Origin of the sequence: Salmonella sp. SJTUF15591 (assembly GCF_043356435.1) — a bacterium.
GTDB lineage: Bacteria > Pseudomonadota > Gammaproteobacteria > Enterobacterales > Enterobacteriaceae > Salmonella > Salmonella enterica.
The window spans coordinates 392,327-418,241 of record NZ_JBEUJO010000001.1; the positions used below are offsets into that span (position 1 = coordinate 392,327).

General features: G+C 52.1%; 23 protein-coding genes. 13 read left to right on the forward strand and 10 right to left on the reverse strand.

What is annotated here, in order from left to right:
• Positions 1-167 precede the first annotated feature (167 nt).
• Together ABVM99_RS01930 and mlrB are read left to right on the forward strand one after the other, a co-directional pair.
• Positions 168-896, forward strand: coding sequence for a MerR family transcriptional regulator (locus tag ABVM99_RS01930; RefSeq protein ID WP_000122320.1), 729 nt, complete (start codon positions 168-170; stop codon positions 894-896).
• A gap of 171 nt (positions 897-1,067) precedes the next feature.
• Positions 1,068-2,027, forward strand: coding sequence for a transcriptional regulator MlrB (mlrB, locus tag ABVM99_RS01935; protein WP_023195243.1), 960 nt, complete (start codon positions 1,068-1,070; stop codon positions 2,025-2,027).
• A gap of 121 nt (positions 2,028-2,148) precedes the next feature.
• On the opposite strand, the gene fumD is transcribed toward mlrB, so the two are convergent.
• The 3 genes from fumD to ttrS form a co-directional block, all read right to left on the reverse strand.
• The gene (gene fumD / locus ABVM99_RS01940) at positions 2,149-2,361 is read right to left on the reverse strand and encodes a fumarate hydratase FumD (protein WP_000165779.1); all 213 of its coding nucleotides are present in this window, start codon (positions 2,359-2,361) and stop codon (positions 2,149-2,151) included.
• Positions 2,362-2,458: 97 nt separating this feature from the next.
• Positions 2,459-3,079 (reverse strand): tetrathionate respiration response regulator TtrR, encoded by a 621-nt coding sequence (ttrR, locus tag ABVM99_RS01945; protein ID WP_000190927.1) that lies wholly within the window; start codon positions 3,077-3,079, stop codon positions 2,459-2,461.
• Positions 3,054-4,832 carry a tetrathionate respiration histidine kinase TtrS gene (ttrS, locus tag ABVM99_RS01950; protein ID WP_023195779.1) on the reverse strand — a complete coding sequence of 593 codons (1,779 nt, stop codon included), beginning with the start codon at positions 4,830-4,832 and terminating at the stop codon, positions 3,054-3,056. Before ttrS ends, ttrR begins: the two co-directional genes overlap by 26 nt.
• Before the next feature lie 181 nt (positions 4,833-5,013).
• Between ttrS and ttrB the strand changes: the two genes are divergently transcribed.
• The 10 genes from ttrB to ABVM99_RS02000 all read left to right on the forward strand — a co-directional run bounded on the left by ttrB (position 5,014) and on the right by ABVM99_RS02000 (position 17,124).
• On the forward strand, positions 5,014-5,748 hold the full coding sequence (gene ttrB, locus ABVM99_RS01955; protein ID WP_023195778.1) for a tetrathionate reductase subunit TtrB: 735 nt from the start codon (positions 5,014-5,016) through the stop codon (positions 5,746-5,748).
• Positions 5,749-6,771 (forward strand): tetrathionate reductase subunit TtrC, encoded by a 1,023-nt coding sequence (gene ttrC / locus ABVM99_RS01960; protein ID WP_023195777.1) that lies wholly within the window; start codon positions 5,749-5,751, stop codon positions 6,769-6,771.
• Complete coding sequence (ttrA, locus tag ABVM99_RS01965) at positions 6,764-9,826, forward strand: tetrathionate reductase subunit TtrA (protein ID WP_023195776.1); 3,063 nt, start codon at positions 6,764-6,766, stop codon at positions 9,824-9,826. The genes ttrC and ttrA overlap by 8 nt, the downstream gene beginning before the upstream one ends.
• Positions 9,827-10,148: 322 nt before the next feature.
• Positions 10,149-11,375 (forward strand): PfkB family carbohydrate kinase, encoded by a 1,227-nt coding sequence (locus tag ABVM99_RS01970; RefSeq protein ID WP_000471822.1) that lies wholly within the window; start codon positions 10,149-10,151, stop codon positions 11,373-11,375.
• Between the two features lie 11 nt (positions 11,376-11,386).
• On the forward strand, positions 11,387-12,124 hold the full coding sequence (locus tag ABVM99_RS01975; RefSeq protein WP_023195775.1) for a glutamine amidotransferase: 738 nt from the start codon (positions 11,387-11,389) through the stop codon (positions 12,122-12,124).
• A gap of 58 nt (positions 12,125-12,182) precedes the next feature.
• Positions 12,183-13,076 (forward strand): proline iminopeptidase-family hydrolase, encoded by an 894-nt coding sequence (locus ABVM99_RS01980; RefSeq protein WP_001000508.1) that lies wholly within the window; start codon positions 12,183-12,185, stop codon positions 13,074-13,076.
• Between the two features lie 21 nt (positions 13,077-13,097).
• Positions 13,098-14,441 (forward strand): APC family permease, encoded by a 1,344-nt coding sequence (locus ABVM99_RS01985; RefSeq protein WP_000756094.1) that lies wholly within the window; start codon positions 13,098-13,100, stop codon positions 14,439-14,441.
• Positions 14,442-14,842: 401 nt separating this feature from the next.
• Positions 14,843-16,255, forward strand: a complete 1,413-nt coding sequence (pykF, locus tag ABVM99_RS01990; RefSeq protein WP_000751447.1) for a pyruvate kinase PykF — start codon at positions 14,843-14,845, stop codon at positions 16,253-16,255.
• A gap of 310 nt (positions 16,256-16,565) precedes the next feature.
• Entirely contained in the window at positions 16,566-16,802 is a 237-nt protein-coding gene (gene lpp, locus ABVM99_RS01995; protein ID WP_001082307.1) for a murein lipoprotein Lpp, read from the forward strand.
• A gap of 82 nt (positions 16,803-16,884) precedes the next feature.
• Positions 16,885-17,124 (forward strand): major outer membrane lipoprotein, encoded by a 240-nt coding sequence (locus tag ABVM99_RS02000; protein WP_001727727.1) that lies wholly within the window; start codon positions 16,885-16,887, stop codon positions 17,122-17,124.
• A gap of 66 nt (positions 17,125-17,190) precedes the next feature.
• Here the strand turns inward: ABVM99_RS02000 and ABVM99_RS02005 are convergent, their stop codons facing one another.
• The 7 genes from ABVM99_RS02005 to sufA form a co-directional block, all read right to left on the reverse strand.
• On the reverse strand, positions 17,191-18,192 hold the full coding sequence (locus tag ABVM99_RS02005) for a L,D-transpeptidase family protein (protein WP_017441005.1): 1,002 nt from the start codon (positions 18,190-18,192) through the stop codon (positions 17,191-17,193).
• Between the two features lie 154 nt (positions 18,193-18,346).
• Positions 18,347-18,763, reverse strand: coding sequence for a cysteine desulfuration protein SufE (sufE, locus tag ABVM99_RS02010; RefSeq protein ID WP_000729470.1), 417 nt, complete (start codon positions 18,761-18,763; stop codon positions 18,347-18,349).
• 12 nt (positions 18,764-18,775) lie between these two features.
• Positions 18,776-19,996 (reverse strand): cysteine desulfurase SufS, encoded by a 1,221-nt coding sequence (gene sufS / locus ABVM99_RS02015; protein WP_023195438.1) that lies wholly within the window; start codon positions 19,994-19,996, stop codon positions 18,776-18,778.
• Positions 19,993-21,264 carry a Fe-S cluster assembly protein SufD gene (gene sufD, locus ABVM99_RS02020; protein WP_023195439.1) on the reverse strand — a complete coding sequence of 424 codons (1,272 nt, stop codon included), beginning with the start codon at positions 21,262-21,264 and terminating at the stop codon, positions 19,993-19,995. Before sufD ends, sufS begins: the two co-directional genes overlap by 4 nt.
• Positions 21,239-21,985, reverse strand: a complete 747-nt coding sequence (gene sufC / locus ABVM99_RS02025; protein ID WP_000948904.1) for a Fe-S cluster assembly ATPase SufC — start codon at positions 21,983-21,985, stop codon at positions 21,239-21,241. The genes sufD and sufC overlap by 26 nt, the downstream gene beginning before the upstream one ends.
• A 16-nt stretch (positions 21,986-22,001) precedes the next feature.
• Positions 22,002-23,489 carry a Fe-S cluster assembly protein SufB gene (gene sufB / locus ABVM99_RS02030; protein WP_000089375.1) on the reverse strand — a complete coding sequence of 496 codons (1,488 nt, stop codon included), beginning with the start codon at positions 23,487-23,489 and terminating at the stop codon, positions 22,002-22,004.
• Positions 23,490-23,497: 8 nt separating this feature from the next.
• On the reverse strand, positions 23,498-23,866 hold the full coding sequence (gene sufA, locus ABVM99_RS02035) for a Fe-S cluster assembly scaffold SufA (RefSeq protein ID WP_000418973.1): 369 nt from the start codon (positions 23,864-23,866) through the stop codon (positions 23,498-23,500).
• 426 nt (positions 23,867-24,292) lie between these two features.
• Between sufA and ABVM99_RS02040 the strand changes: the two genes are divergently transcribed.
• On the forward strand, positions 24,293-25,639 hold the full coding sequence (locus ABVM99_RS02040) for an L-cystine transporter (RefSeq protein ID WP_023195029.1): 1,347 nt from the start codon (positions 24,293-24,295) through the stop codon (positions 25,637-25,639).
• The last annotated feature ends 276 nt before the right edge of the window (positions 25,640-25,915 follow it).

Sequence of the window (25,915 nt, forward strand, 5' to 3'; positions counted from 1 at the left end):
CGATGGTATTAAGCATTGGTCATATTTTGATGAGCCTTACGCCACGCAGTATTGCTCATCATCGACAAAATCCATACGGATGCCCTGGTATGCCGCACCATTTATCACTACCTTAGTCTTCATTTAATCATGATATAGTAGAATCCCCTTATTTAACGGGCTTTACCATGTCGTATTCTATCGGCGAATTTGCCAGACTATGCGGTATCAATGCCGCCACGCTAAGGGCATGGCAGCGACGCTATGGTTTATTGAAACCGCAGCGTACTGATGGCGGGCATCGCTTATACAGCGATGACGATATTCGACAAGCGCTTAGCATCCTCGACTGGGTGAGAAAAGGCGTACCGATAAGTCAGGTCAAACCCTTACTGTCGCGTCCGGTCATTCGCCTGGGCGATAACTGGATAACGATTCAGGAGACGATGCTTCAACATCTCCACGAAGGGCGAATTGACGCGCTGCGGCAGTTGATTTATGACTGTGGCCGGGAATATCCCCGCGCAGAACTGGTGACCCATTTATTGCGTCCGTTGCGCAGCAAAGTGTCCGCGCATCTTCCCGCCGTGATGACGCTGCGCGAAATACTGGATGGCATCATTATTGCCTACACCTCTTTTTGCCTTGAAGGCGACAGAAAAGCGCCTGGCAACAATGCCTTTATTAGCGGATGGCATCTCTCGGATCACTGTGAAATCTGGCTGGAAGCGTTGACTCGTACCGGACAAGAGCTGCGGCTCAATGTGCTTCCCTCTCCACCAGCCGTTCTGGCGCCCGAGCTGTTCGCCCAGAGAAAATGGTTCCTGGTGACCACCGGCAAGCTCACTGCCGGGCAGAAAAAACAGCTTGCCCAGTGGCGCAACGTGGTCGCTTCGCTGGAGGTTATCACACTATAAGCGCTGGAATAGATTTCTTCCCCTCATTCTATCTTATTGATATTTAACTACGTCAAAAAAATCTCCGCGAAAACTTAGACAAAAAAACAAAGTTGTGTAAGTTTTAAATCAGCGTGAGATAATATTTTGCGCCATTGGCGTCAGTCGTCGTACTTTCAATAAGGGGGAATCATGAATAACAAACCCGTAGTCGGCATTAGCGGATGTCTGACTGGCGCCGCGGTACGCTTTGATGGCGGACATAAGCGTATGGATTTTGTCATGAACTCTCTGGCGCCGTGGGTGACCTACAAACCGATCTGTCCGGAGGTGGCGATCGGCCTGCCCGTTCCTCGCCCTGCGCTGCGTCTTATCCAGACGACCTGTGGCGACATTCGGATGCGCTATAGCCATGCCCCGCACGATGACGTTACCGAGCGAATGAATGCCCTTGCCGATCGGTTTCTGCCAACAATAGGCGAACTGGCGGGGTTTATTGTGTGTGCAAAATCGCCCAGTTGCGGAATGGAGCGCGTTCGCCTGTATGATGAAAAGGGTAACAGGGGCCGCAAAGCTGGCACGGGGCTGTTTACCGCCGCGATGATGGACAAATATCCCTGGCTGCCGATAGAGGAAGATGGTCGCCTGCACGATCCGGTACTACGCGAGAATTTTATCGCACGTATCTTCGCGCTACATGAATTAAATGCGCTACGCGCGCAGGGCTTGAGTCGTCACAGTTTGCTCGCGTTTCATAGCCGATACAAACTTCAGCTTCTCGCCCATCACCAGGCCGGCTACCGCGAAATTGGCCCTTTCGTCGCGCGTCTGCATGAGTGGGACGATCTGGATGCCTTCTTTGTCCGATACAGAGAAAAACTGATGGCTATCCTGCGCCACCCCGCTTCACGTAAAAATCACACCAATGTGCTGATGCATATCCAGGGCTATTTTCACCGCGCGTTGAACAGCAGGCAACGCGCGGAATTACGCGAGGTGATTCTCGGCTACCGGGCGGGCCGACTACCTATCCTGGCACCGTTAACGCTGCTGAAGCACTATCTGGCGGAACATCCGGATGACTATCTACGCAGCCAGAATTATTTTGAGCCGTACCCTGATACGTTAGGGCTGCGCTTAGCCATCACCTGATAACCCTGCGCATCGCTAACGGCGGGCAACCAGCCCGCCATGGTGACAATCGCGACGATTCAAAGGCGATGCCCACTAGCATTTCGTCATTGCCAACAGGCCGTTTCCACCATGATACCGGCTATGACCGCGCCAGAGCGTTAATCACGGTTTCCATAGCCTGTTTTTCTAACGCGCTACGTTGGATGCGTTGATTCGCCAACGCGGTTCTTAACACGCCCGCAATAACAATATATTTAGGCTCCTGCCCCAGATCGCGCATTTCCAGCACGACCTTGCCCACCACCCGGCACATCTCGCGGTACAGTTCGTCATCTTTTGTCGGTTTTGTCATACGTTTTACTCGTCGCCAGATCAAACCAACAGAATATAACAGTCTTCTCTATTAAACAAAATTTGATGCAAATCAAAGAAATAACGCAGTTTATTATTCATGGCTCATACGTTGTTCGTATTCTGGTCTCTGGCGAGGCCATTTTTTCGAAACGCCTAATCAGTTCCGCCAGGCTACCGGCCTGCATTTTTTCCATGACTCTGGCGCGGTGCACCTCTACGGTACGCACCGCGATATTCATCGCTTCCGCAATTTCACGGTTCATAAATCCTTTTGCCACCAGGCTGGCCAGCTCACGCTCTTTCGGCGTCAACTGCTGGTAACACAGTATAATCTCACGACGCGCCACCGCTGCCGATGAAACCGTCAGCGCACGCTCCAGCGCCGCCTGTAGCGGTTTTACCGATACCGGTTTTTGCAGAAAATCGACGGCGCCGCGTTTCATCTGCTCCACGGCCATCGGTACATCGCCATGCCCGGTAAGAAAAACAACCGCCAGGGTACTTCCGCACTGGCGCAACGCATCATGAACGCCCTGCCCATCCAGTACCGGCATTCGCATATCCAGTAATACGACTCCGGCCTGATACAGACTGGCCTGCGCCAAAAAATCCGCCCCCTGCGTCCAGCATTTTACGTCATATCCCAGACTTTCCAGTAAAAACGCGCACGCGTTAGTGACCGCCGTATCATCATCCAGTAGATGAATTGTCGCCATCCCTGCCCCCATGTTCATGTAAGAAATGTATCGTGACCACCGTTCCCGACAGACCGTCCGGCGCGGTCTGGTTCCTGATGCTGATATCGCCCCGCCCATACCGCACCAGCCGCTGGCAAATCGCCAGCCCTAAGCCCATCCCCTCTTTGCGGGTGGTCATAAACGGCTGAAACGCCTGACGTAATAGCGCCTCATCGATTCCCCCGGCGTTATCCTGTAAAACGATGCTGATGCCGTTTTCAGTATGTTCAGCAACGACCCATAAATGGGTGGCGCCCGCCTGAGCCGCATTAAGAATGATATTCGCCAGCACCTGTTCCAGCAGCATTGACGGCAGCGTTACGCGCAGCGCAGCGCTAACCTCGGTATGCAGAGTCACTGTCGGAAACTGTTGCGCCATACGCAACAATTGCCAGACATGATCAATCGCCTCGCGAATGGCTATGGCCTTCCACGCTTCGGTTAGCACCGGGTTGCCCTGCGCCTGGCTAACCCAGTGACGCAGGTTACGCAGAGTATCCGCACCGCGTTGCGCCTGCTGGTCAATCTGCTCCAGCGCCGGCAGCAAGGGATGCTGTTCATCTGCAGCGCGCAGTCGAATCAGGCACCCCTGGGCATAATGTCGAATCGCGGAAAGCGGCTGATTAAGCTCATGGGCAAACCCGGAGGTCATTTCACCCAACACGCTCATTTGCCGGGCGGTTTCCAGCGCCCGCTCATGCTGATGAAGAACTACGCTATTACGTTCCAGTTGCTTTCCGCGTCGACGCACCAGCAGCATGACCCAAATATAATTGAGCGTGAGCAACAGGAACGCCAGAATCACGCCGCCGACCATTAGCTGGTGCTGGATTAACCAACTTTTGACATCCAGCCACAGTCGACGCTGCTGAGGGTGCTGACGAACATCACGCAGCAACGCTTCCACCTGACTGGTCGACGCTGGCGCGCCCCAGTGAAATGACGCGGCGGCGGGCGCGTTGAATAGCGCTCGCGTTACGCGATCCGCCAGCGCATCGCTTACCGCAGGTAGCGCCGCGAACGACCAGTCAGGATATAACGGCGTACTGGTTAAGCAAGGCAGGGGCGTCGGTCGGGAAAGCAGCGCGATAAAGTCCTTTTTATTAATCAATCCTTCCTGATCCATATTTTCTAACAGACACACTGGCACAATTGCCGCCTGCACCGCTTTTTCGCGCAGCATATAGACTAAGGCATCGCCAGGAAATCCGGTAAAACGAAGATGAAAATCGCGCTCCGGGCGTAAGCCCGCGTCGCTGAGCGCTTTATAGCCTAATAAATAGCCGCCAAACGCCTGAGCATCAATCGCGCCGACTGTCTTACCGATGAGATCATGCGCCGTGGTGATGCCGCTATCGCGCCGGGTCAAAATCACGCTGCCAATAACATTACTCACCGCTTTCCCATCGCGCGTGGAACGCAGGGAAGCTAACCAGCGGAGCGGCGCATGGCTGTTCAGTTGGACAAATTGCGCCGGGTTGGTTATCACAAACTGCACGGTTCCCTGGTTAACGGCCTCCTGCATTTGATGCAGATCCAGCGGCTGGATGTGAAAGGTTTCGCCTGGAAGCTGTTGGCTTAATGTCTTTGCCAACGGTTGCCAGTGGCTACGCGTAGACGCCTCGCCGCGCATGGCCAGAATACCGATATTCCACGTCCCTGCCCACGCGCCATGACAAAGTAGCCCTACTGCCGCCAACACCGCCAGGCGCCTTACGGTTTTACCTCTCACCCCAATATCCCTGTCAATTATGTTGTTTTAGATCAACAACAAGCCGGGTATGTGGTTAACCACAATAGAGCGCACCCCGTCTCGATTTTTACACTGTAAATCATCAACATTTTTTATTCATTACACATGAACCAACATCGTGACAAATGTTTCATTGTTGGCAATGTGGACGGGAGTCAATATGGACAGCAGTAAACGGCAATTTCTCCAGCAGCTCGGCGTCCTGACCGCTGGCGCCTCGCTGGTTCCGCTGGCTGAAGCGAAATTTCCTTTTTCGCCGGAGCGGCATGAAGGCTCTCCCCGACACCGCTACGCCATGCTTATCGACCTGCGGCGTTGTATCGGCTGTCAGTCCTGTACCGTAAGTTGCACTATTGAAAACCAAACGCCGCAGGGCGCATTTCGTACGACCGTGAACCAATACCAGGTCCAGCGTGAAGGTAGTCAGGAAGTCACGAATGTGCTATTGCCGCGTCTGTGCAACCATTGCGATACCCCCCCCTGCGTGCCGGTCTGCCCGGTACAAGCCACCTTTCAGCGGGAAGACGGCATTGTGGTGGTGGATAACAAACGCTGCGTCGGCTGCGCCTATTGTGTCCAGGCGTGTCCTTACGACGCCCGATTTATCAATCATGAAACGCAAACTGCCGATAAATGCACGTTTTGCGTTCATCGTCTGGAAGCCGGACTGTTACCCGCTTGCGTAGAGTCCTGCGTCGGCGGTGCGCGTATTATTGGCGATATCAAAGATCCCCATAGCCGCATCTCCACCCTGCTTCATCAACATCGCGACACTATCAAGGTATTAAAGCCGGAAAACGGCACGTCGCCCCATGTTTTCTACCTGGGTCTGGACGACGCCTTTGTCACCCCATTAATGGGCCGTGCGCAGCCCGCGCTTTGGCAGGAGGTCTGAATGACGCATTCACTCATCATTGAAGAAGTGCTGGCTCACCCGCAGGACATTAGCTGGCTGCCGTGGGCGGTACAATATTTCTTTTTTATTGGCATTGCCGCCTGCGCCGCACTGTTTGCCTGTTATCTTCACTGGCGGAAAAAAGACGCCGCAACAGAAGAAAATCGGGCATTACTGATTGCCATTACCTGTGCGATTACCGCACCGCTGGCGCTGACGGCGGATCTGCACCAGACCGCCCGCGTCTGGCATTTCTATGCCTGGCCGACGCCCTGGTCGTGGATGCCCTGGGGAGCGTTGTTCCTGCCGCTGTTTACCGGATTTCTCGCTCTGTGGTTCCTGGCGCAGCAGATAAAACGATTATTCAATAAAAGTTACAACGTCACTAAATGGTTGGCGTTAGCCAGCGCGCTTTGCGCGGTGGGCCTGTTGATTTATACCGGCCGCGAAGTCTCCGTTGTGCTGGCGCGCCCAATCTGGTTTAGCTACGCCTTCCCCGTGGCGATGTTTCTTAGCGCCTTACAGGCGTTCTTCGCGCTGATGATTGTCGCCGCCCGACGCGACTCGGTAAGGCTGCCAAAAATATTATGGGGACAACTCTGGACGCTGGCGGCGCTGGGACTGGTGGTGGCCATATGGGTTAGCGGCGATACGCTTTCCGGCACGGCAATCCGTCAGTGGATTACCGTCGCCCTGTCAGCCAAATATTACGCTGTCGGCTGGCTAGCGCTGTGGGTATGCACACTGCTGTTCTGTAGCCTGGCGCTACGCCATCCGTTATCACAGCTAAGACGCGTCCTGCTGGTTCTGAGCGCGCTGGCGCTATGTTGGCTGATGCGCTGGACATTGTTGATTCAGGTACAAACCGTACCCAAGTTCAACGCGCAATTTAACCCTTACTCGTTACCAGGCGGAACGGATGGCTGGCTGGCTATTCTCGGCACCTTCGGCCTGTGGATAGCGCTACTGATTATTATTCGTGAAACGCTGAACGGACTCACCAGGAGATTACAACATGGCTAATTTAACCCGTCGTCAGTGGCTAAAAGTCGGTCTCGCCGTCGGTGGGATGGTCACTTTTGGTCTGAGCTACCGTGATGTGGCGAAACGCGCAATTGATGGCCTGTTAAACGGGACATCCGGCAAGGTAACGCGCGACCGCATCTTTGGCAATGCGTTAATTCCGGAGGCGCAGGCGCAAACGCACTGGCAGCAAAATCCACAACAAACCATCGCCATGACGCAATGCTTCGGCTGTTGGACACAGTGCGGTATCCGCGCCCGGGTAAATGCCGATGGCAAAGTGATACGCATCGCCGGCAATCCCTATCACCCCTTGTCGCAGGAACACCCGATTGACTCGTCCGTGCCTTTTAGCGAAGCCATGGAGCAACTGGCGGGAGAAAGCGGTCTTGACGCCCGCTCAACCGCCTGCGCGCGCGGCGCCACGCTGCTGGAAAGCCTGTACAGTCCGCTGCGGCTGCTTGAACCAATGAAACGCGTGGGTAAACGCGGCGAAGGGAAATGGCAGCGCATCAGCTTTGAGCAGCTTATTGAAGAAGTCGTGGAAGGCGGCGATCTGTTTGGCGAAGGTCATGTGGACGGACTGCGCGCGATTCATGCGCCGGATACGCCAATTGACGCAAAGCATCCCAGTTTCGGGCCCAAAACCAATCAGTTACTGGTCACGAATACCAGCGATGAAGGCCGCGATGCGTTTCTGCGTCGTTTTGCGCTAAATAGCTTCGGCAGCAAGAATTTCGGCGCGCATGGCGCCTACTGTGGACTGGCTTACCGGGCCGGCTCCGGGGCGCTGATGGGCGATCTGGATAAAAACCCGCATGTCAAACCCGACTGGGAAAACGTGGAGTTTGCGCTCTTTATGGGCACCTCCCCGGCACAGTCCGGTAATCCCTTTAAACGCCAGGCGCGTCAGTTGGCGAGCGCCCGGCTGCGTGAGAATTTTCAATACGTCGTGGTCGCCCCCGCCCTCCCCTTATCAACGGTGCTCGCCGATCCTCGCGGTCGCTGGCAACCGGTCATGCCCGGCAGCGATTCGGCGCTGGCAATGGGGATGATCCGCTGGATCATGGATAATCAACGTTATAATGCTGATTATCTGGCGATTCCCGGCATACAGGCGATGCAGCAGGCCGGCGAGCAAAGTTGGACCAACGCCACGCACCTGGTCATTGCGGATGAACTGCCGACGCTTGCCGGACAGCACCTGACGCTGCGCCATCTTACGCCCGATGCCGAAGAGACTCCTGTCGTGCTGAATACCGACGGCGAGTTGGTCGATGCGTCCACTTGCCGACAGGCACGGCTTTTCGTGACGCAGTACGTTACGCTCGCCGACGGCCAACGGGTCACGGTGAAGAGCGGGTTGCAACGCCTGAAAGAGGCGGCAGAAAAGCTCTCGTTGGCGCAATACAGCGAACAGTGCGGCGTACCGGAAGCGCAAATTATCGCGCTGGCGGAAACCTTTACCAGTCACGGACGTAAAGCTGCGGTCATCAGTCACGGCGGCATGATGGCCGGCAATGGGTTTTATAACGCCTGGTCGGTCATGATGCTTAACGCGCTGATCGGCAACCTCAGCTTGTCCGGCGGCGTCTTTGTCGGCGGCGGCAAATTCAACGGCGTTAGCGACGGCCCCCGCTACAACATGAACAGTTTTGCCGGAAAAGTGAAACCGTCAGGGTTAAGTATTGCCCGTAGCAAAACCGCTTATGAAGCATCGGAAGAATACCGCGACAAAATTGCCGGCGGGCAATCCCCTTATCCAGCCAAAGCGCCGTGGTATCCCTTTGTGGCAGGCCAGCTTACCGAACTGTTGACCTCCGCGCTCGAAGGCTATCCTTATCCGCTTAAAGCCTGGATTTCCAATATGAGCAACCCGTTTTACGGTGTTCCCGGTCTACACGCCGTGGCGGAAGAAAAGCTAAAAGACCCTCGCCGACTGCCGCTCTTTATCGCGATTGACGCCTTTATGAATGAAACGACGGCGCTGGCGGATTACATTGTGCCGGATACGCACAATTTTGAGAGCTGGGGCTTTACGGCGCCCTGGGGCGGCGTAGCCAGTAAAGCCACTACCGCCCGCTGGCCAGTTGTCGCCCCCGCCACTCACCGAACGGCGGACGGGCAACCTGTCTCAATGGAAGCATTTTGTATTGCGGTAGCAAAACGGCTCCATCTGCCCGGCTTTGGCGACCGGGCGATAACCGATCCGCAGGGCAATGCTTTTCCACTGAACCGGGCGGAAGATTTCTATCTGCGCGTAGCCGCTAATATCGCCTTTATGGGCAAGACGCCGGTCGCGCCGGCAAATCAGGAAGATATTTCGCTTACCGGCGTCAGCCGCATTCTGCCAGCAATTCAGCACACGCTTAAAGCTGATGAGGTTGGTCGCGTGGCGTTTATCTACTCGCGTGGCGGCCGGTTTGCGCCCGAGGATAGCGGCTATACGGAGCAACGGTTAGGTAACGCGTGGAAAAAACCCTTACAGATCTGGAATGCAGATGTCGCCGCCCACCGTCACGCCATCACCGGGGAGCGTTTCAGCGGTTGCCCGGTCTGGTATCCGGCGCGTTTGTCAGATGGTCGTGCGATTGACGACCAGTTTCCCATTGGGCAATGGCCGCTGAAACTGATTTCATTTAAATCAAATACCATGTCCAGCTCAACAGCCGTCATCCCACGCTTACACCATGTGAAGCCAGCAAACCTGGTGGCGCTGAATCCGCAAGACGGCGAGCGTTATGGACTGCAACATGGCGATCGGGTACGGATCATTACGCCGGGCGGTCAGGTCGTGGCGCAAATCAGTTTGTTAAATGGCGTGATGCCAGGCGTCATCGCCATCGAACACGGATATGGCCACCGCGAGATGGGCGCAACGCAGCACTCTCTGGATGGCGTGCCTATGCCGTATGATCCACAAATCAGGGCAGGCATAAATCTTAACGATCTGGGCTTTGCCGATCCGACAAGAACCATTACCAACACCTGGCTCGACTGGGTTTCCGGTGCGGCGGTACGTCAGGGGCTGCCGGCAAAAATCGAGCGTATATAACCCCAGGGCCGGAGAGCGATATCGTCTTATTTCGTCGAGGGTAGCGACTGATAAGCGAACGCTGTCCGGCTGCATATACTCACTGAATCGTGCAAGCCCAACTATTTTACGTTCACCCCGTCATATTACATAGAAAATATATGACAACACTCACAAAACTATTTTCCCCTTCTGTAAGCAATTAATATTTAACACATTGGCTGCGCTTCTGATTATTGACATTCATTTGGGGTTACTTCCGGTTGACCGCATAATCTGTGATTGAATTCACCGCATGACAACATTGCCATAAATACAATTCAACTCACTACCCGGAGGCAATATGTTTAAAGAAGAAAGACGTCATGCCATCATTAATTTACTGATAAAGGATAATAGTGTTAGCGTCAGTAAACTTTCAGACCTTTATAAGGTTAGCCAGGAGACTATTCGTTCCGATCTACGCTATTTCCAGAAATCAGGTATGCTTCAGCGTTGCTATGGCGGAGGGATTTTAAACCGTGACGCGCTGAGTAAGCTTATCACTGAAAATAAGATTGATATCTCCAGCACTATCGCCACGCCAATCCATCAGGATGCAAAACTGCGCCGGGAAAACACAAAAAAAGCAGGCAAGGTGTGTGTTTTAGGCTCATTCAATATTGATGTTTCAGCAACCGTGCCGTGGTTTCCACAAAGCGGAGAATCCATTCTGGCCAGTCAATTTGGATTCTATCCTGGCGGTAAAGGAGCCAACCAGGCTTTAGCGGCAAACAATGCCGGCGCTGCGGCGCATTTTATTTTTAAAGTGGGCAAAGATCAGTTCAGCGCATTTGCTATGAATCATATTATTCAATCAGGCATCACCTCATACAGCGCGTATCAAACAGATAAAGCGCCCACCGGTAGCGCATTGATCTATGTCTCCGCCGTGGATGGCGATAATATTATCGCCATCTACCCTGGCGCCAATATGATGCTCACCACGCAAGAGATTAACGAGCAACACCGTTATATCGCCGAGTCTGACGTTATGTTAATGCAGCTCGAAACGAACATTGAAGCGTTGACTGAATTTATCCGCCTGGGCAAACAAGAAAATAAAATGATCATGCTGAATCCTGCCCCCTATACGAAACAGGTGACGCATTTATTATCTGATATTGACATCATCACGCCGAATGAAACTGAAGCCTCTTTTTTATCCGGTGTAACCATTACTGATATTAATGATGCGAAAAAAGCCGGAAATATTATTCTGCAATCCGGGGTGAAAAAAGTCATCATTACCCTTGGCGCCCGTGGCTCTCTGCTCTGTGAGCACGCCCGCACGTTGTATATTCCTGCGTGGAGCGCCGTGGTAAAAGATGCCGCCGGGGCCGGTGACGCTTTTAATGGCGCCTTAGCCGCCGCGCTGGCGCGACAAGCAGACATGGTCGCAGCCATTCAATATGCCTCCGCTTTCGCTTCTCTGGCGGTGGAACAAGTCGGTGCGTCGAGTATGCCTCAGCACTTGCAGGTTTTACATCGAATGCGTACCCAATCTAATAAAGTCATTCACATTAATTAACAGGTGACATAATGAAAATTTTATTTATTGGCGAATCCTGGCACATTCATATGATTCACTCTAAAGGTTTTGATAGCTTTACATCGAGCAAATACGAAGAAGGCGCAGACTATTTATTATCCTGCTTACGCCAGGGTAATATCGATGTGGACTACATGCCTGCCCATATTGTGCAAACTCGTTTTCCACAAACCGCCGAAGCATTAGCCTGCTATGATGCGATCGTCATCAGTGATATCGGTAGCAATACGTTCCTGCTACAAAACAGAACCTTTTATAATATGGACATTATTCCTGATGCATTACAACTTATCGCCGATTATGTTGCTGAGGGCGGCGGTCTGTTGATGATCGGCGGGTATTTATCCTTTACGGGAATAGAAGCAAAAGCCAATTATAAAAATACGGTTCTGGCGGAGGTATTGCCGGTTGATATGCTGGATGTAGATGACCGCGTAGAACTACCGCAAGGATGTAAAGCAGTAAATACTGCGGTAGAGCATGTTATTACCCAGCCATTTAGCGAATGGCCGCCGCTGTTGGGCTATAACAAGCTTATCGCCAAAGAAAATAGTCAGGTCCTTGCTGAAATTAATGGCGATCCACTGTTAGTTATGGGTACTTACCATAAAGGGAAAGTATGTTGCTTTGCCAGTGATTGTTCGCCGCACTGGGGAAGTCCGCTGTTTCTGCAATGGGAACATTACGCCACCTTCTGGTGTAATGTTTTACACACAATAAAAAAATAATATTATCCAGGCGAATATAAATTTCGCCTGCCCTGCCACACACTGAGTCATTAAGAATATGAATGATACTTATCTCTATGGCGAAATGTTTTCTGAAAACATATTGACAAGCTATCGGATTTATGGAGACAGAAAATCATTACTCACGCCGCTCATTATCCTTCACGGCGGCCCTTCTGGCGGCTTTGATTATTTATTAAATTATCGCCGTCTGGCTGATGACGGGCGCATGGTAATATTTTACGATCAATATGGTTGCGGTCGTTCAACGCATTTTCCTCATGCCGACGCGTCTTTCTGGACTATTGCGCGTTATCTCCGTCAATTAACCCAATTAATTCATCACCTGGGTATTGGGCACGGGTATTCGATACTGGGACATTCCTGGGGCGGAATGCTTGCCGCAGAGCACGCCTGCTTACAGCCTGCCGGGCTTCGCGGGACGATACTGGCCAGTTCGCCGGCCAGTATCGCCCTGTGGCAACAGGAAGCCATACGGCTCTTTAACGCTCTGACGCCAATGTCCGATGACGATATCAAAAACGTCATTATGCCCGCCGTCATTTATCAAAACCCACCGGAACAGCTGGTCGCTTATTATGCCAGGCACGTTTATACCCTCGCGGAAGAAGCCGTTCATGTTCAGCGATCTAATGCGCAGTTCGCCGCCGACCCTACGGGTTATCACATTTTATGGGGAACCAATGAACTGGCGGCAAATGGCAAACTTGCCGACTGGGATATTACGCCCCATTTGTGCCAGATACGCTGTCCTGTTCTGGTACTGCGCGGCGAAAACGATCAGGCAACCGAGCGCGTCGTCTCTCCGCTGCTCTCTCACATTTCAGACTGCCGCGCGGTCACTATTCCCGGCAGCAGCCATAACCCACATGAAGAAAATATCGCGCCCTGCCTCGCAGCGGTAAGCGCGTTTTTACGCGACCTGGCATAAAAAGCCATTAAGGTATTTATCATGAAAAAAGTCAAAAAATTGTCTCTTACCGATTTAGTGCTTTATGGTCTGGTGTTTATGGTGCCTATCGCGCCAGTCTCTCTTTATGGCGTCGTTTATAATCTTTCGCACGGTATGGTTGCGCTGGTTTATATTATTGGCGCGATCGCGATGTTTTTTACCGCGTACAGCTACTCTACCTTATCGCAGCATATCTCCTCGTCGGGTTCGGCCTATGCGTATGCTGGCGTATGCATTAATCCCGCCGTAGGGTTTCTGACCGGATGGATATTACTGCTGGATTATCTTTTGTTCCCTACGCTCGTAGCTGTGCTGGGCGGTGTCGCGGTCCACGCTATTTTACCGCAAATCCCTGTCTGGGTCTGGCCGTTGATTTATGTGGCTATTGGCACCGGAGTCAACTATCTCGGGATACAGCAAACGGCGAAATTCGATAAGTTACTGGTCTTTATTCAACTCGGTATTCTGGCGATTTTCGTGCTACTCATTGTCCGTCTGATGATGCTGGACAGTAGTCAGATAACGCTTTCCTTCCGGCCTTTTTTCAATTCACAGTGGTTCACTCCTGGGCTCATCGCGACGGCGATTTCGGTGGCGGCGCTGAACTTTCTCGGCTTTGACGCTATCAGTACATTAAGTGAAGAAAGCGAAGGCGGGGGACGCGCCGTCAGTAAAGCAACGCTGTTGGCGTTAGTTTTGGCGACGGTACTGTTTATTATCGTTGTGGCGTTTGCGGCGTTCGCCACCGGTAATGTCGACCGCTTCGCGGAAGGTAATGCGACGAATGAAGCATTTTTCACCATTGCCGGCAACGTTGGCGGTATCTGGCTCAAAGTGGCGTTTTCCATCATTGTGGCGTTTGTGTGCGCCGTCGGCAACATTATTACCGCGCAAACGGCGGTGTCCAGAGTGCTATTTTCAATGGGGCGCGACCGAATGTTGCCCGCCTTCCTCGCTCACGTCCATACCACGCGTAAAACGCCGGATTATGCCATTCTGTTTACCGGCGGCGTCACCCTGCTGCTCAGCTACCTGTTTTCCGGCAAGATTGAATCTATCTCCACGCTGGTGAACTTTGGCGCGCTTTTCGCTTTTTTTGTCGTGAACCTATGTGTGTTTATCCTGTTCAATTTCCGGATGAAAGCCCAGCGGCGCATTTTCGCCCATGTCATTTCGCCGATCATGGGGATGATCGTCATCGGCTACGTCTGTTTAAACATGAACATTCACGCTCTGATACTCGGAATTAGCTGGGCGGCGATCGGGATAGCGATACTGTGCTACCGAAAAGCACACAACCAAAACATCGCCATCGACCTGGAAGGCAAAAAGTTGCTCGATTGACATTATGCGCAACAACACCAGCTGTTGCGCAACGCCGCCCCTGTTCGGGCGGCGTCATCGCCAGCGACATCGTAAACAGCGTAATAACAAACCGTTGTGAATCTGCACAGATGTCTTTTGAAACAGGGTTTTCATTTTCCTTTTTTGTAAATTTCAGCGTATAATGCGCGCCAATTGTCTCTTGAATGGTTTCAGCGCATTGGACTGTAAAACTCAACGACTAAAATTATCCCCTTCCCGTTGGGCTGAAACGCGAGCACACATTCCTCTGCACGCTCTTTCGATGTCACCTATCCTTAGAGCGAGGCATCATCACTTTAGCAACACAGGCTTAGCTTCCGGGCCGTGCGCGCCCGAAGCCAGATTTCCATATCCTCCTCAACTTAAAGACTAAGACTGTCATGAAAAAGACGAAAATTGTTTGTACTATCGGTCCGAAAACCGAATCCGAAGAGATGTTAAGCAAAATGCTGGACGCGGGCATGAACGTGATGCGTCTGAACTTCTCTCATGGCGATTATGCAGAACACGGTCAGCGTATCCAGAACTTGCGCAACGTGATGAGCAAAACTGGTAAAAAAGCCGCTATTCTGCTTGATACTAAAGGACCAGAAATCCGCACCATTAAACTGGAAGGCGGTAACGACGTTTCGCTGAAAGCGGGTCAAACCTTTACTTTTACCACCGACAAATCCGTGGTCGGTAATAATGAAATCGTTGCCGTCACCTATGAAGGCTTCACCAGCGACCTGAGCGTTGGCAACACCGTCCTGGTTGACGATGGTCTGATCGGTATGGAAGTGACCGCCATCGAAGGCAATAAAGTCATTTGTAAGGTGCTGAACAACGGCGATCTGGGCGAGAACAAAGGCGTTAACCTGCCGGGCGTTTCTATTGCGCTGCCGGCGCTGGCTGAAAAAGACAAACAGGACCTGATCTTCGGTTGCGAACAGGGCGTTGACTTTGTTGCTGCGTCCTTTATCCGTAAACGTTCTGACGTTGTCGAAATTCGCGAGCATCTGAAAGCCCACGGCGGCGAAAACATCCAGATTATCTCTAAGATCGAAAACCAGGAAGGCCTGAACAACTTCGATGAAATTCTCGAAGCTTCTGACGGCATCATGGTTGCGCGTGGCGACCTGGGCGTAGAAATCCCGGTTGAAGAAGTGATCTTTGCGCAGAAAATGATGATCGAAAAATGTATCCGCGCACGTAAAGTCGTGATCACCGCGACTCAGATGCTGGATTCTATGATCAAAAATCCGCGTCCGACCCGCGCAGAAGCAGGCGACGTTGCGAACGCCATCCTCGACGGTACGGATGCGGTTATGCTGTCCGGCGAATCCGCAAAAGGGAAATACCCGCTGGAAGCCGTTTCTATCATGGCAACCATCTGCGAACGTACCGACCGTGTCATGAACAGCCGTCTGGACTACAACAACGACAGCCGTAAACTGCGCATTACGGAAGCAGTATGCCGCGGCGCGGTAGAAACCGCCGAAAAACTGGAAGCGCCGCTGATCGTGGTAGCGACCCAGGGCGGTAAATCCGCTCGCGCCGTGCGTAAATACTTCCCGGACGCCACCATCCTGGCATTGACCACCAATGAAGTGACCGCCCGTCAGTTAGTACTGAGCAAAGGCGTGGTATCGCAGCTGGTAAAAGAAATCAATTCTACTGATGATTTCTACCGTCTGGGCAAAGATGTCGCCCTGCAAAGCGGCCTCGCCCAGAAAGGCGACGTCGTAGTGATGGTCTCCGGCGCGCTGGTTCCAAGCGGCACCACTAACACCGCCTCTGTTCACGTACTGTAATAATTGTTGTGTGAATTAATTTGTTTAAAAAAGCGCCCTTCCGGCGCTTTTTTTATTTAATCGATAGCCACTATTAATAAAAAAATCAAATCGGATTTTACTATCTAATTGCGGATTATCTAAGAAGAATCCGATGGAAGCCCCCTGTTTTCTTTCGGTTTTTTAGGGACTTTCATGCATTTCGATGCTTCTTTGAGCGAACGATCAAAAATAAGTGCATTCCCATCAAAAAAATATTCTCAACATAAAAAAGTTTGTGTAATACTTGTAACGCTACATGGAGATTAACTCAATCTAGAGGGTATTAATAATGAATCGTACTAAACTGGTACTGGGCGCGGTAATCCTGGGTTCTACTCTGCTGGCTGGTTGCTCCAGCAACGCTAAAATCGATCAGCTGTCTTCTGACGTTCAGACTCTGAACGCTAAAGTTGACCAGCTGAGCAACGACGTGAACGCAATGCGTTCCGACGTTCAGGCTGCTAAAGACGACGCAGCTCGCGCTAACCAGCGTCTGGACAACCAGGCTACTAAATACCGTAAGTAATAGTACCTGCGTAATAAAAATGGCGCACATTGTGCGCCATTTTTTTTACCTATATAACCACACAAAGTATAAGGTTATTGTTATGACCCGTACTAACAAGCTGATCTTAGGTGCAGTAGTTCTGGGTTCCACGTTACTGGCAGGTTGTTCCAGCAACGCTAAAATCGATCAGTTGTCTTCCGATGTACAGACGCTGAGCGCTAAAGTTGAGCAACTGAGTAATGACGTAAATGCAATGCGTTCCGACGTTCAGGCTGCTAAAGACGATGCTGCTCGCGCGAACCAACGTCTGGACAACAAAGTATTCCGCATCTGTAAATGATTTGACGCACGATATAAAATGGCGCACATCGTGCGCCATTTTTTTGTCCGTCATTTACTGCGAAGGCTACTGCGTCGCGCGCGTTTGCCCCTCTTCCCCGACAAAACCGTTCTGAGCGGATTCGACTGCGGTCGTATTTACCGCTGGCGTCTGCCCGGCGCTCACACTGACAGGATACCCGGCTCGCCGGTATAGCGCCTTATCGACCAGGCGACTATCCACCCCTTGCGCGTTTCTGAACGCGGTAAATTCCGCAGGCAACACGTAGGGCATCGTCTGCACGTTTTGCTCTTCTTCCGGCGATAGCGGCCTGTGTACCTCTACATAACGAATGCCATTCGGCTCGACAGAGAATTTCACCGGCTGGTTAATCACTTTTACCGGCGTCCCCGTTCTGACCTGCGCAAATAACGCTTTGATGTCCGGCGCGTTCATGCGAATGCAACCGGAACTCACGCGCAGACCCACGCTATCCGGCGCGCTGGTGCCATGAATGAGATATTCCCCATTACCGTGCGCCAGACGCAGCGCATAGCGTCCCAGCGGGTTATTTGGCCCGGCAGGGATCACTGGCGGCAGCGTGATCCCCCGCTCAAGCGAACGTTGGCGTATGCCCGCCGTCGGCGTCCACGTCGGGTTGGGGATCTTTTGCCCTATCCGGGTATCCATGACGGGAGTTTCCAGCCCCTGCAAACCGATGCCGATGGGATACACCTGAACACGGTTTTCTCCCGGCGGGTAATAATACAACCGTAGCTCCGCGAGGTTGACGATAACGCCTTCCCTGGGCGCATCCGGCAATAGCATCTGCGAGGGAATGGTAATTAGCGTACCGGGCTTAGGCACCGGCGCAATCGTATTGTTCGCTTCAAGAATGAGCATCGCCGCCGTATCAAAACGCCGGGCGATAGCCTGCAGGTTTTTATCACCGTCCTGTACGGTATAGGTTTGATTCTGACCAATAAGACGGCTGCCTTCGGGCGGTAATGGATAATCAACCGCCCAGGCTGCCTGTAACGCGCTATACGCGCCGATAATAGTTAGCGTAATGAAAGACGCACGTTTCATACCAAACCTCCTGTATTCCTGGTGATGCCCTCTGCGACGACTGGTAGCGCTTCGCTTATCAGAACAACAAAATATACGCTCTGTCCACTCTGGATAAAGCGACGTCGCCGTCCGACAAAGGATTTGACATCAGGTAGAACGCTGTCTGTACAGTTTAGCTAAGAGTGGCGGCCTTAGCGCGAATTGCGCGAATCATTGCTTCCAGCCCCTGAGAACGAGAAGGCGTGAGGTGCTGTGTAAGCGCCATTTTTTCGAACCATGGCCGGACATCAAAATGCACAATATCCTGCGCCGTCATTTGGTGGTACAAAATAAATACCACCGCCATAAGGCCTTTAACGATCGCCGCGTCGCTGTCGCCCTGCAATTCGATAATGCCGTTGGCGTTTCGCCGCATCACTATCCACACCTGGCTCTGACAGCCATGAATCGTATTTTGCGGATTGCGATCCTGCGGATTTAACTCCGCCAGGCGCTGCCCCAACTCAATAATATATAAATATTTCTCTTCCCAATTAGCGCAACGCGTAAAGTTACGCAGCAATTTTTCTTTATCCGGTAGCGCAGCCATAAAACCTCACTGTTATCCCAATAAGCGGTGGATACGCGTTAATCCTGCCACCAGTCGGTCCACTTCTTCATGGGTGTTATACATCGCCAGCGAAGCCCGGCACATTGCCGGCACGCCATACCAGGCCATGAGCGGCATTGCGCAGTGATGTCCCGTTCGTACCGCGATACCGTAATTATCAAGAAAGCTACCGACGTCGTAAGCATGGTGTTTACCCAGATTAAACGCGATGACGCCCAACCGCTGCGCCGGACCATACAGCGTGATATCAGGCACCTGCGCCAGTTGCTCCAGCGCATAGCGCATCAGCATCTGCTCATAATCGCCAATCTTATCCAGTCCCAGCGACGTCACATAGTCAATCGCCGCGCCGAGACCGATGATGCCGCCAGTATTCGGCGTTCCCGCCTCAAAACGCCAGGGCGCTTTCGCCCATGTCGTTCCCTGCGTCAGGCTGACGGTCGAGATCATCGACCCGCCCCCTTCCCACGGCAGCATTTCTTGCAGCAACGCCTCTTTAACATACAGAATGCCGATGCCGGTCGGCCCGTAAAGTTTATGGCCGGAGAAAACGTAAAAATCGCAGTCCAGCGCCTGGACGTCAACAGCATGGTGCATCACGGCCTGGGCGCCATCCACCAGCACTTTCGCCCCATGCTGGCGCGCCAGCGCAATCATGTCCGGCAGTGGGTTTTCCGTCCCCAGCACATTGGAAACGTGGGTAATGGCCAGCAGTCGGGTCCGGTCATCGAACAGCGCAGCTAAGGTCTCCAGCCGCAGCGTACCGTCAGGATGCAATGGGATCACGCGCAGTTCGGCGCCTTTACGCTCGCACAGCATCTGCCAGGGAACGATGTTGGCGTGATGCTCCATCTCGCTGATAATAATGTTATCCCCGGCGCGAATATTTTCCGTTCCCCAACTGTTGGCGACAAGGTTAATGCCCTCCGTCGTACCGCGCACGAACACCAGTTCTTCTGCGGAGCGGGCGTTAATAAACCGCGACGCCTGCTTACGCACATTCTCCATGCTTTCGGTCGCCTGTGCGCTTAACGTATGGATACCTCGATGTACCGCAGCATAGCCGTGACGGTAGAAGGCAGATTCAGCGTCAATCACCTGATTGGGTTTTTGAGCGCTGGCTGCGCTGTCCAGGTAAGCCAGCGGCAGGCCGTTAACTTCACGCTGCAGTATGGGAAAATCCGCCCGTACTTTTTCTACAGGAAATGTCATACCAGGCCTCCGGGCAGTCGCTGGCCGATTCGCGCCAGCACCTGCTGTTTAAGGGCGCTATCATGGATAGCTTCCGTTAACTCTGCGGCAAACGCGTAAAGAATCATGTGCCGCGCCTCCTGCTGCCTGATGCCGCGTGATTGCAGATAAAACATCTGCTCATCGTCAATACGCCCGATCGTCGCGCCGTGGCTGCACTTCACGTCATCGGCATAGATCTCTAATTGCGGTTTGGTATCGACTTCAGCCAGTTTCCCCAACAACAGGTTATTATTGGTCATCTGGCCGTCGGTTTTAATGGCGTGTTGCGCCACGTTAATCAGGCCATTAAAGACCGCGCGTCCTTTGTCGCTGACGATGGTCTTGTGCAACTGGCGGCTGTTACAGTAACCTTTGTTATGTTCCAGCCATGTCCGCGTATCGCAGACTTCATTTTTCACCGGCATCGCCAGACTATTCAGTCGAAGCGTCGCGTTTTCGCCATTCAGTTGTGAGCTGCTGTGGTGACGTAGTACTTCGGCGCCCAGCAGAAAACTGTGGCTAAACGCCGAGGCGTCTGTCGCCAGCAGAAGATCGTTATGCGCAAAGTGATAGCTGGACGCATTTTCAAACGCCAGTTTGATATGACGCAGTTGCGCATTGTCTGCAACGTTCATCGTCAGACGCGCGCCGGTAAAATGTTTTGCCGCTGTAAGGCTGACATAATGCTCAATAACCGTCGCTTCCGCGCCTTCCGCCAGCGCCAGATGGTGGCGATAATGCGCGGTATTCAGCTCGTCGCCATCCACGCCCTGCGTGATATGCATTAACAGTAGCGGCCTGGTCGGACGCTGATTTCGCCGGACCTGTATATACGTAACACATTGCGCCAGGCTTTCCGTCAGATGCAGAAAAACCTCGGGATGTACCGGCGCGGTAAGCGTCTGGCGCTCATCCCTGACGCTAACGTCAAATCCGCTGTTTTGCGTGCTATCACTGAGCTCTGGCATAAACCGACCATCGACAAACACCAGCCGCACGGCATCGATTTGCAGCGCCAACGCATCACGCTGTGCGGCGCTGATAGTCGCACACTGCTGGATAAACTGGCTATGGGTTAAGCCCTCCAGCGGCGTGTATTTCCAGTCTTCATGTTTACGCGTCGGCAATCCCAGACGTAACATCTGTTGTAAATGTTGTCTTGCCTGCGCAGTTCGACTTTCTCTTTTTTCCTCAAAGAGATGCTGCCATTGCTGTAGCGCTTTACTGCTGTTCGGTAAGCCAGCCATAACCCTGCTCCTCCAGTTGTTTGACCAGAGTAAAATCGCCGGATCGGACAATTCGCCCCTGATAGAGGACATGGACGTAATCAGGCTTGATGTAGTCCAGTATGCGCTGATAGTGGGTCACGATAATAAAAGCGCGTTTATCGTCGCGTAACGCGTTGACGCCTTCCGCCACAATTTTCAACGCATCGATATCCAGTCCGGAGTCAGACTCATCAAGGATGCACAGTTCCGGCTCCAGCACCGCCATTTGCAAAATATCATTGCGCTTTTTCTCCCCGCCGGAAAAACCGACGTTTACCGAACGGGTCAGTAAATCTTCCGGCATTTTCAGCAATGCGATCTTTTCTTCCATCAGATCCTGAAAATCAAAGCGATCCAACGACGTCTGCCCGCGGTAGGCGCGCACGGCATTCAGCGCGGTTTGCAGGAAAAACTGGTTACTGACACCGGGGATTTCTACCGGGTACTGGAAGGCCATAAAAATCCCTTCGCCCGCCCGTTCCTCCGGCGACAGTTCAAGCAGATCTTTACCTTTGAACGTAACCGAGCCGCCGGTGACCTCATAATCTTCACGTCCAGCCAGAGTGGCGGAGAGCGTGCTTTTCCCGGAACCGTTCGGCCCCATAATGGCATGAACTTCGCCGGGGCGAATCTCCAGATTCAGGCCACGCAAAATCGCTTTTTCTTCCACACTGACCTGTAAATCTTTAATGCTTAACATGGTTTTTCCTTCATCATTAACCGACGCTGTGCTCAAGGCTAATCGCCAGCAGTTTTTGCGCTTCAACGGCGAACTCCAGCGGTAGTTCCGAGAAAACGTCTTTGCAGAAACCGTTGACGATCATCGAAATAGCGTCTTCTTCGCTGATACCGCGTTGCAAACAATAGAAAAGCTGATCTTCACCGATGCGTGATGTTGTCGCTTCGTGCTCCAGCTGCGCGCTGTTATTGCGGCATTCAACATACGGGAACGTATGCGCGCCGCAGTCCGCGCCAATCAACATGGAGTCGCATTGGGTGAAATTTCGGGCGTTGGTTGCCGTCGGCATAATTTTTACCAGCCCACGGTAGCTGTTCTGGCTGTGGCCGGCGGAAATGCCTTTTGAGATAATGGTTGAGCGCGTGTTTTTACCGATATGGATCATTTTGGTGCCGGTGTCAGCCTGCTGATGTCCACTGGTCAGCGCAACGGAATAGAACTCGCCGATAGAATTATCACCGCGCAGGATACAGCTCGGGTATTTCCAGGTAATCGCCGAACCGGTTTCCGACTGGGTCCACGACATCTTGCTGTTTTCCCCTTCGCACAACGCCCGCTTGGTCACAAAGTTCAGAATGCCGCCCGTATTGTTGTCGCCCGGGAACCAGTTTTGTACGGTGGAATATTTTACTTCAGCATCTTTATGGATGATGACTTCCACTACCGCGGCGTGGAGCTGATAACTGTCGCGTACGGGCGCGGAGCAGCCTTCGATATAACTCACATAGCTGCCTTCATCCGCCACCAGAATCGTGCGCTCAAACTGACCGGTTTTCTCGGCGTTAATGCGAAAATAGGTGGATAACTCCATCGGGCAACGCACACCTTTGGGAACATAGATAAATGTCCCATCGGAAGCGACTGCCGCATTCAGCGCGGCAAAAAAGTTATCGTTCCCCGGCACGACGGTGCCAAGATATTTCCTGACCAGGTCAGGGTGATCGTGTATCGCTTCGCCAAAAGAACAGAAAATAATGCCCTGTTCCGCCAGTTTTTCACGGTATGTGGTCGCTACGGAGACCGAGTCAAAAATCGCATCGACGGCGACCTCTTTCCCTTCGCGAACCGGAACGCCAAGCTGCTCGAAGGCGTCTTCAACCTCTTTACTCAAAAAGGTATTCGCGCCCGTTTGCTGTACGGCTCCCGGCTGGGAAACGCAGTTATCGTCGCAGTTTCCGCATGATGGCGCAGAGTAATAGCTGTAGTCCTGATAGTTCAGTTTATCGTAGTGCGCCTTCAGCCAGTGCGGTTCATCCATGTCCAGCCAGGCTCTATAGGCATTGAGACGAAATTCCAGCATCCACTCAGGTTCGTTACGCTTTGCGGAAATCGCGCGCACCACCTCTTCGCTGATGCCTTTTGCCAGTTCATCAGTGGGTAATTGCGTGAAAAATCCTTCTTTGTAATTAAGGCGTCCGCCTGTCCAGATGCCGACCTCTTCCGTTGCTTCAGTATTACGAGACATAGTACCGCCTATACCCCAAAACTTTCGCCGCAGCCGCATTCATTCTGGGCTTTGGGGTTATGAAATTTAAATAACTGGTTCAGCCCTTCCTGCACGTAATCCACTTCTGTTCCGTCAATAAAAGGCATCGCCTGTAACGGTGCGAAAAGCTTTGCGCCTTCGGCTTCAAAAACCAGATCGTCTTTATCCGGCTCCCGAACGGTATCCAGAACATAGCCAAATCCGGCACATCCCGTCTGTTTTACGCTTAACCGCACGCCCAACATGCCCGGCTGCTTTGCTGCCAGTTCACGTATGTGCGCTGCCGCCGCTGGCGTTAGCGTCAGCCCTTGCCAGGGGAAGTCCTCCGGGTTAAACGTGCCTGAATGCAATTCCATAGAGTTACCTCGCGTTCTAAATCACCAGGATATAACAGCATGTTAGTGATAATGATTATCACTTCAACCCCTTAACCGCAGGGGCTTTCCAACAAATGGTTATATTGAGCGCCTTTTATTAAGCATAGACCCTGTCCGTCAGGTCATACGACAGACAAAAAATCGCTTAACTTTTTGATAAGTAATGATTTATAAGATATTAACCGTTCTGGCAGGTCAAAAACGAAAAGATGTATAGAAAATGACTATTTAATTAATAGGCTGCCGACATTGCCGGGCGGCGAGGTCAGAACCCCATTTTTTGTATGGATACCTGGCGTTGCGCTCTTTATAATCCGCTGCGGTTCTATAACTCAGTTTGAGCTATAGGTTTATGTAAACTCTTTCCGGCATTTCAGGTGCTGAATGAGGCAAGAGGCTTAAAATATGGTTGTTACGCTCGCGTATATCGCACTTTTTTTGGTTTTCTCGTGGGTCATCTTGAGAATTAATCAAAAAAGCGATTCCCTGTCGAAAAGCGTTTTTATCGCTATCTTTTTAGGGGCTGTTATTGGTTTATCCCTGCATTTTATTTCAGCAAATCACACTAAAACTATTATCGAATGGTACAGCATCGTCGGCAATGGTTACGTCCACCTGTTAAAACTGGTCGCTATACCGCTAATTTTTATTTCTATTCTTTCCGCCATCAATAAACTGGAAAATAGCGCCGGCATCGGAAAAATGTCGCTGACGATCGTCGGATGCATGTTATGCCTGGTGATGGTTGCCGGTTTTATTGGATTACTGACCGCTCATGTGCTGGGGCTTGACGCCAGCGCTTTTGTGCACATGCCGTCAATGTTAACTACGGAAGAAGTCAATAAGACTGCCGCGGTGTCGATTCCCCAGTTAGTGACATCGCTGATTCCGACTAATATTTTTCTTGATCTTACGGGGGCCAGAAGTGTTTCCGTTATCGGCATCGTTATCTTCACGCTAATAGCGGGGATCGCCCTGTTAAAGGTCAAAAAAGAGGCGCCGGAAGAAGGTCAGAAATTAAGCGCAGGCATTAACGCTATTCAGATATGGGTCATGAAGATGGTACGTATCGTTATTGCATTAACGCCCTATGGCGTCATGGCATTAATGACTACCGTATTTTCATCATACCACTTTGAACAATTCGCCAGCTTACTTGGTTTTATCGGCGCCTGTTACATCGCGATTTTCATGATGTTTATCGTGCATGCCATTTTGCTGATCCTCAGCGGTAATAATCCAGCGCGTTATTTCAGAATGGTCTGGCCCGTCTTAACCTTTGCGTTTGTTTCCCGCAGCAGCGCAGCCTCTATCCCGCTGGCCATTTCCGCCCAGGAAAAATTTGGCGTACAAAGCACCATTGCCAATATTTCCGCCTCGTTTGGCTCCAGTATGGGGCAAAATGGCTGCGCCGGGATTTATCCGGCTATTATGGTAGCGATGATTGCGCCCACCATCGGCATTGATCCGCTCTCGCTGCATTTTCTGGCCGCGATGTTGCCTGCCATTGCGCTAGGGTCTATTGGCGTAGCCGGCGTCGGCGGCGGTGGTACGTTCGCGGCGCTGATTGTCCTGTCGACGTTGAATTTTCCCGTTGCGCTGGTCGGTATTTTTATTGCCATCGAACCTATCGTTGATATGGCCCGTACGGCTCTGAACGTTAACGGATCGATGATGTCAGGTGTGCTGGCTAACCGTATTTTGAATAATCATACGGCTGACGACATGCCAACGGTTATTGACAGACCTTAGTTTTTTACGCGCCCGGAAAAGAAAAACCCTTAAGTCTGTTCAATACAGGCTTAAGGGTTCCGGCCCCATCCGGCGCTTATCTCCGGCACTCTTAATGGCTTAGCTCTTGAAGGGGCATAAGAATAATCTCATAAAGAGCGCGCGCCTTTTTAGCACAAATGGCGATCTGTATTTTTTTTAAACAAAATCAAGGGGGTTATCTATTACCTGGGGACAGGGTCTGGTGAGATTGCCTGGTAACATAGCCGGATGGCGGCTAACGCCTTATCCGGCCTA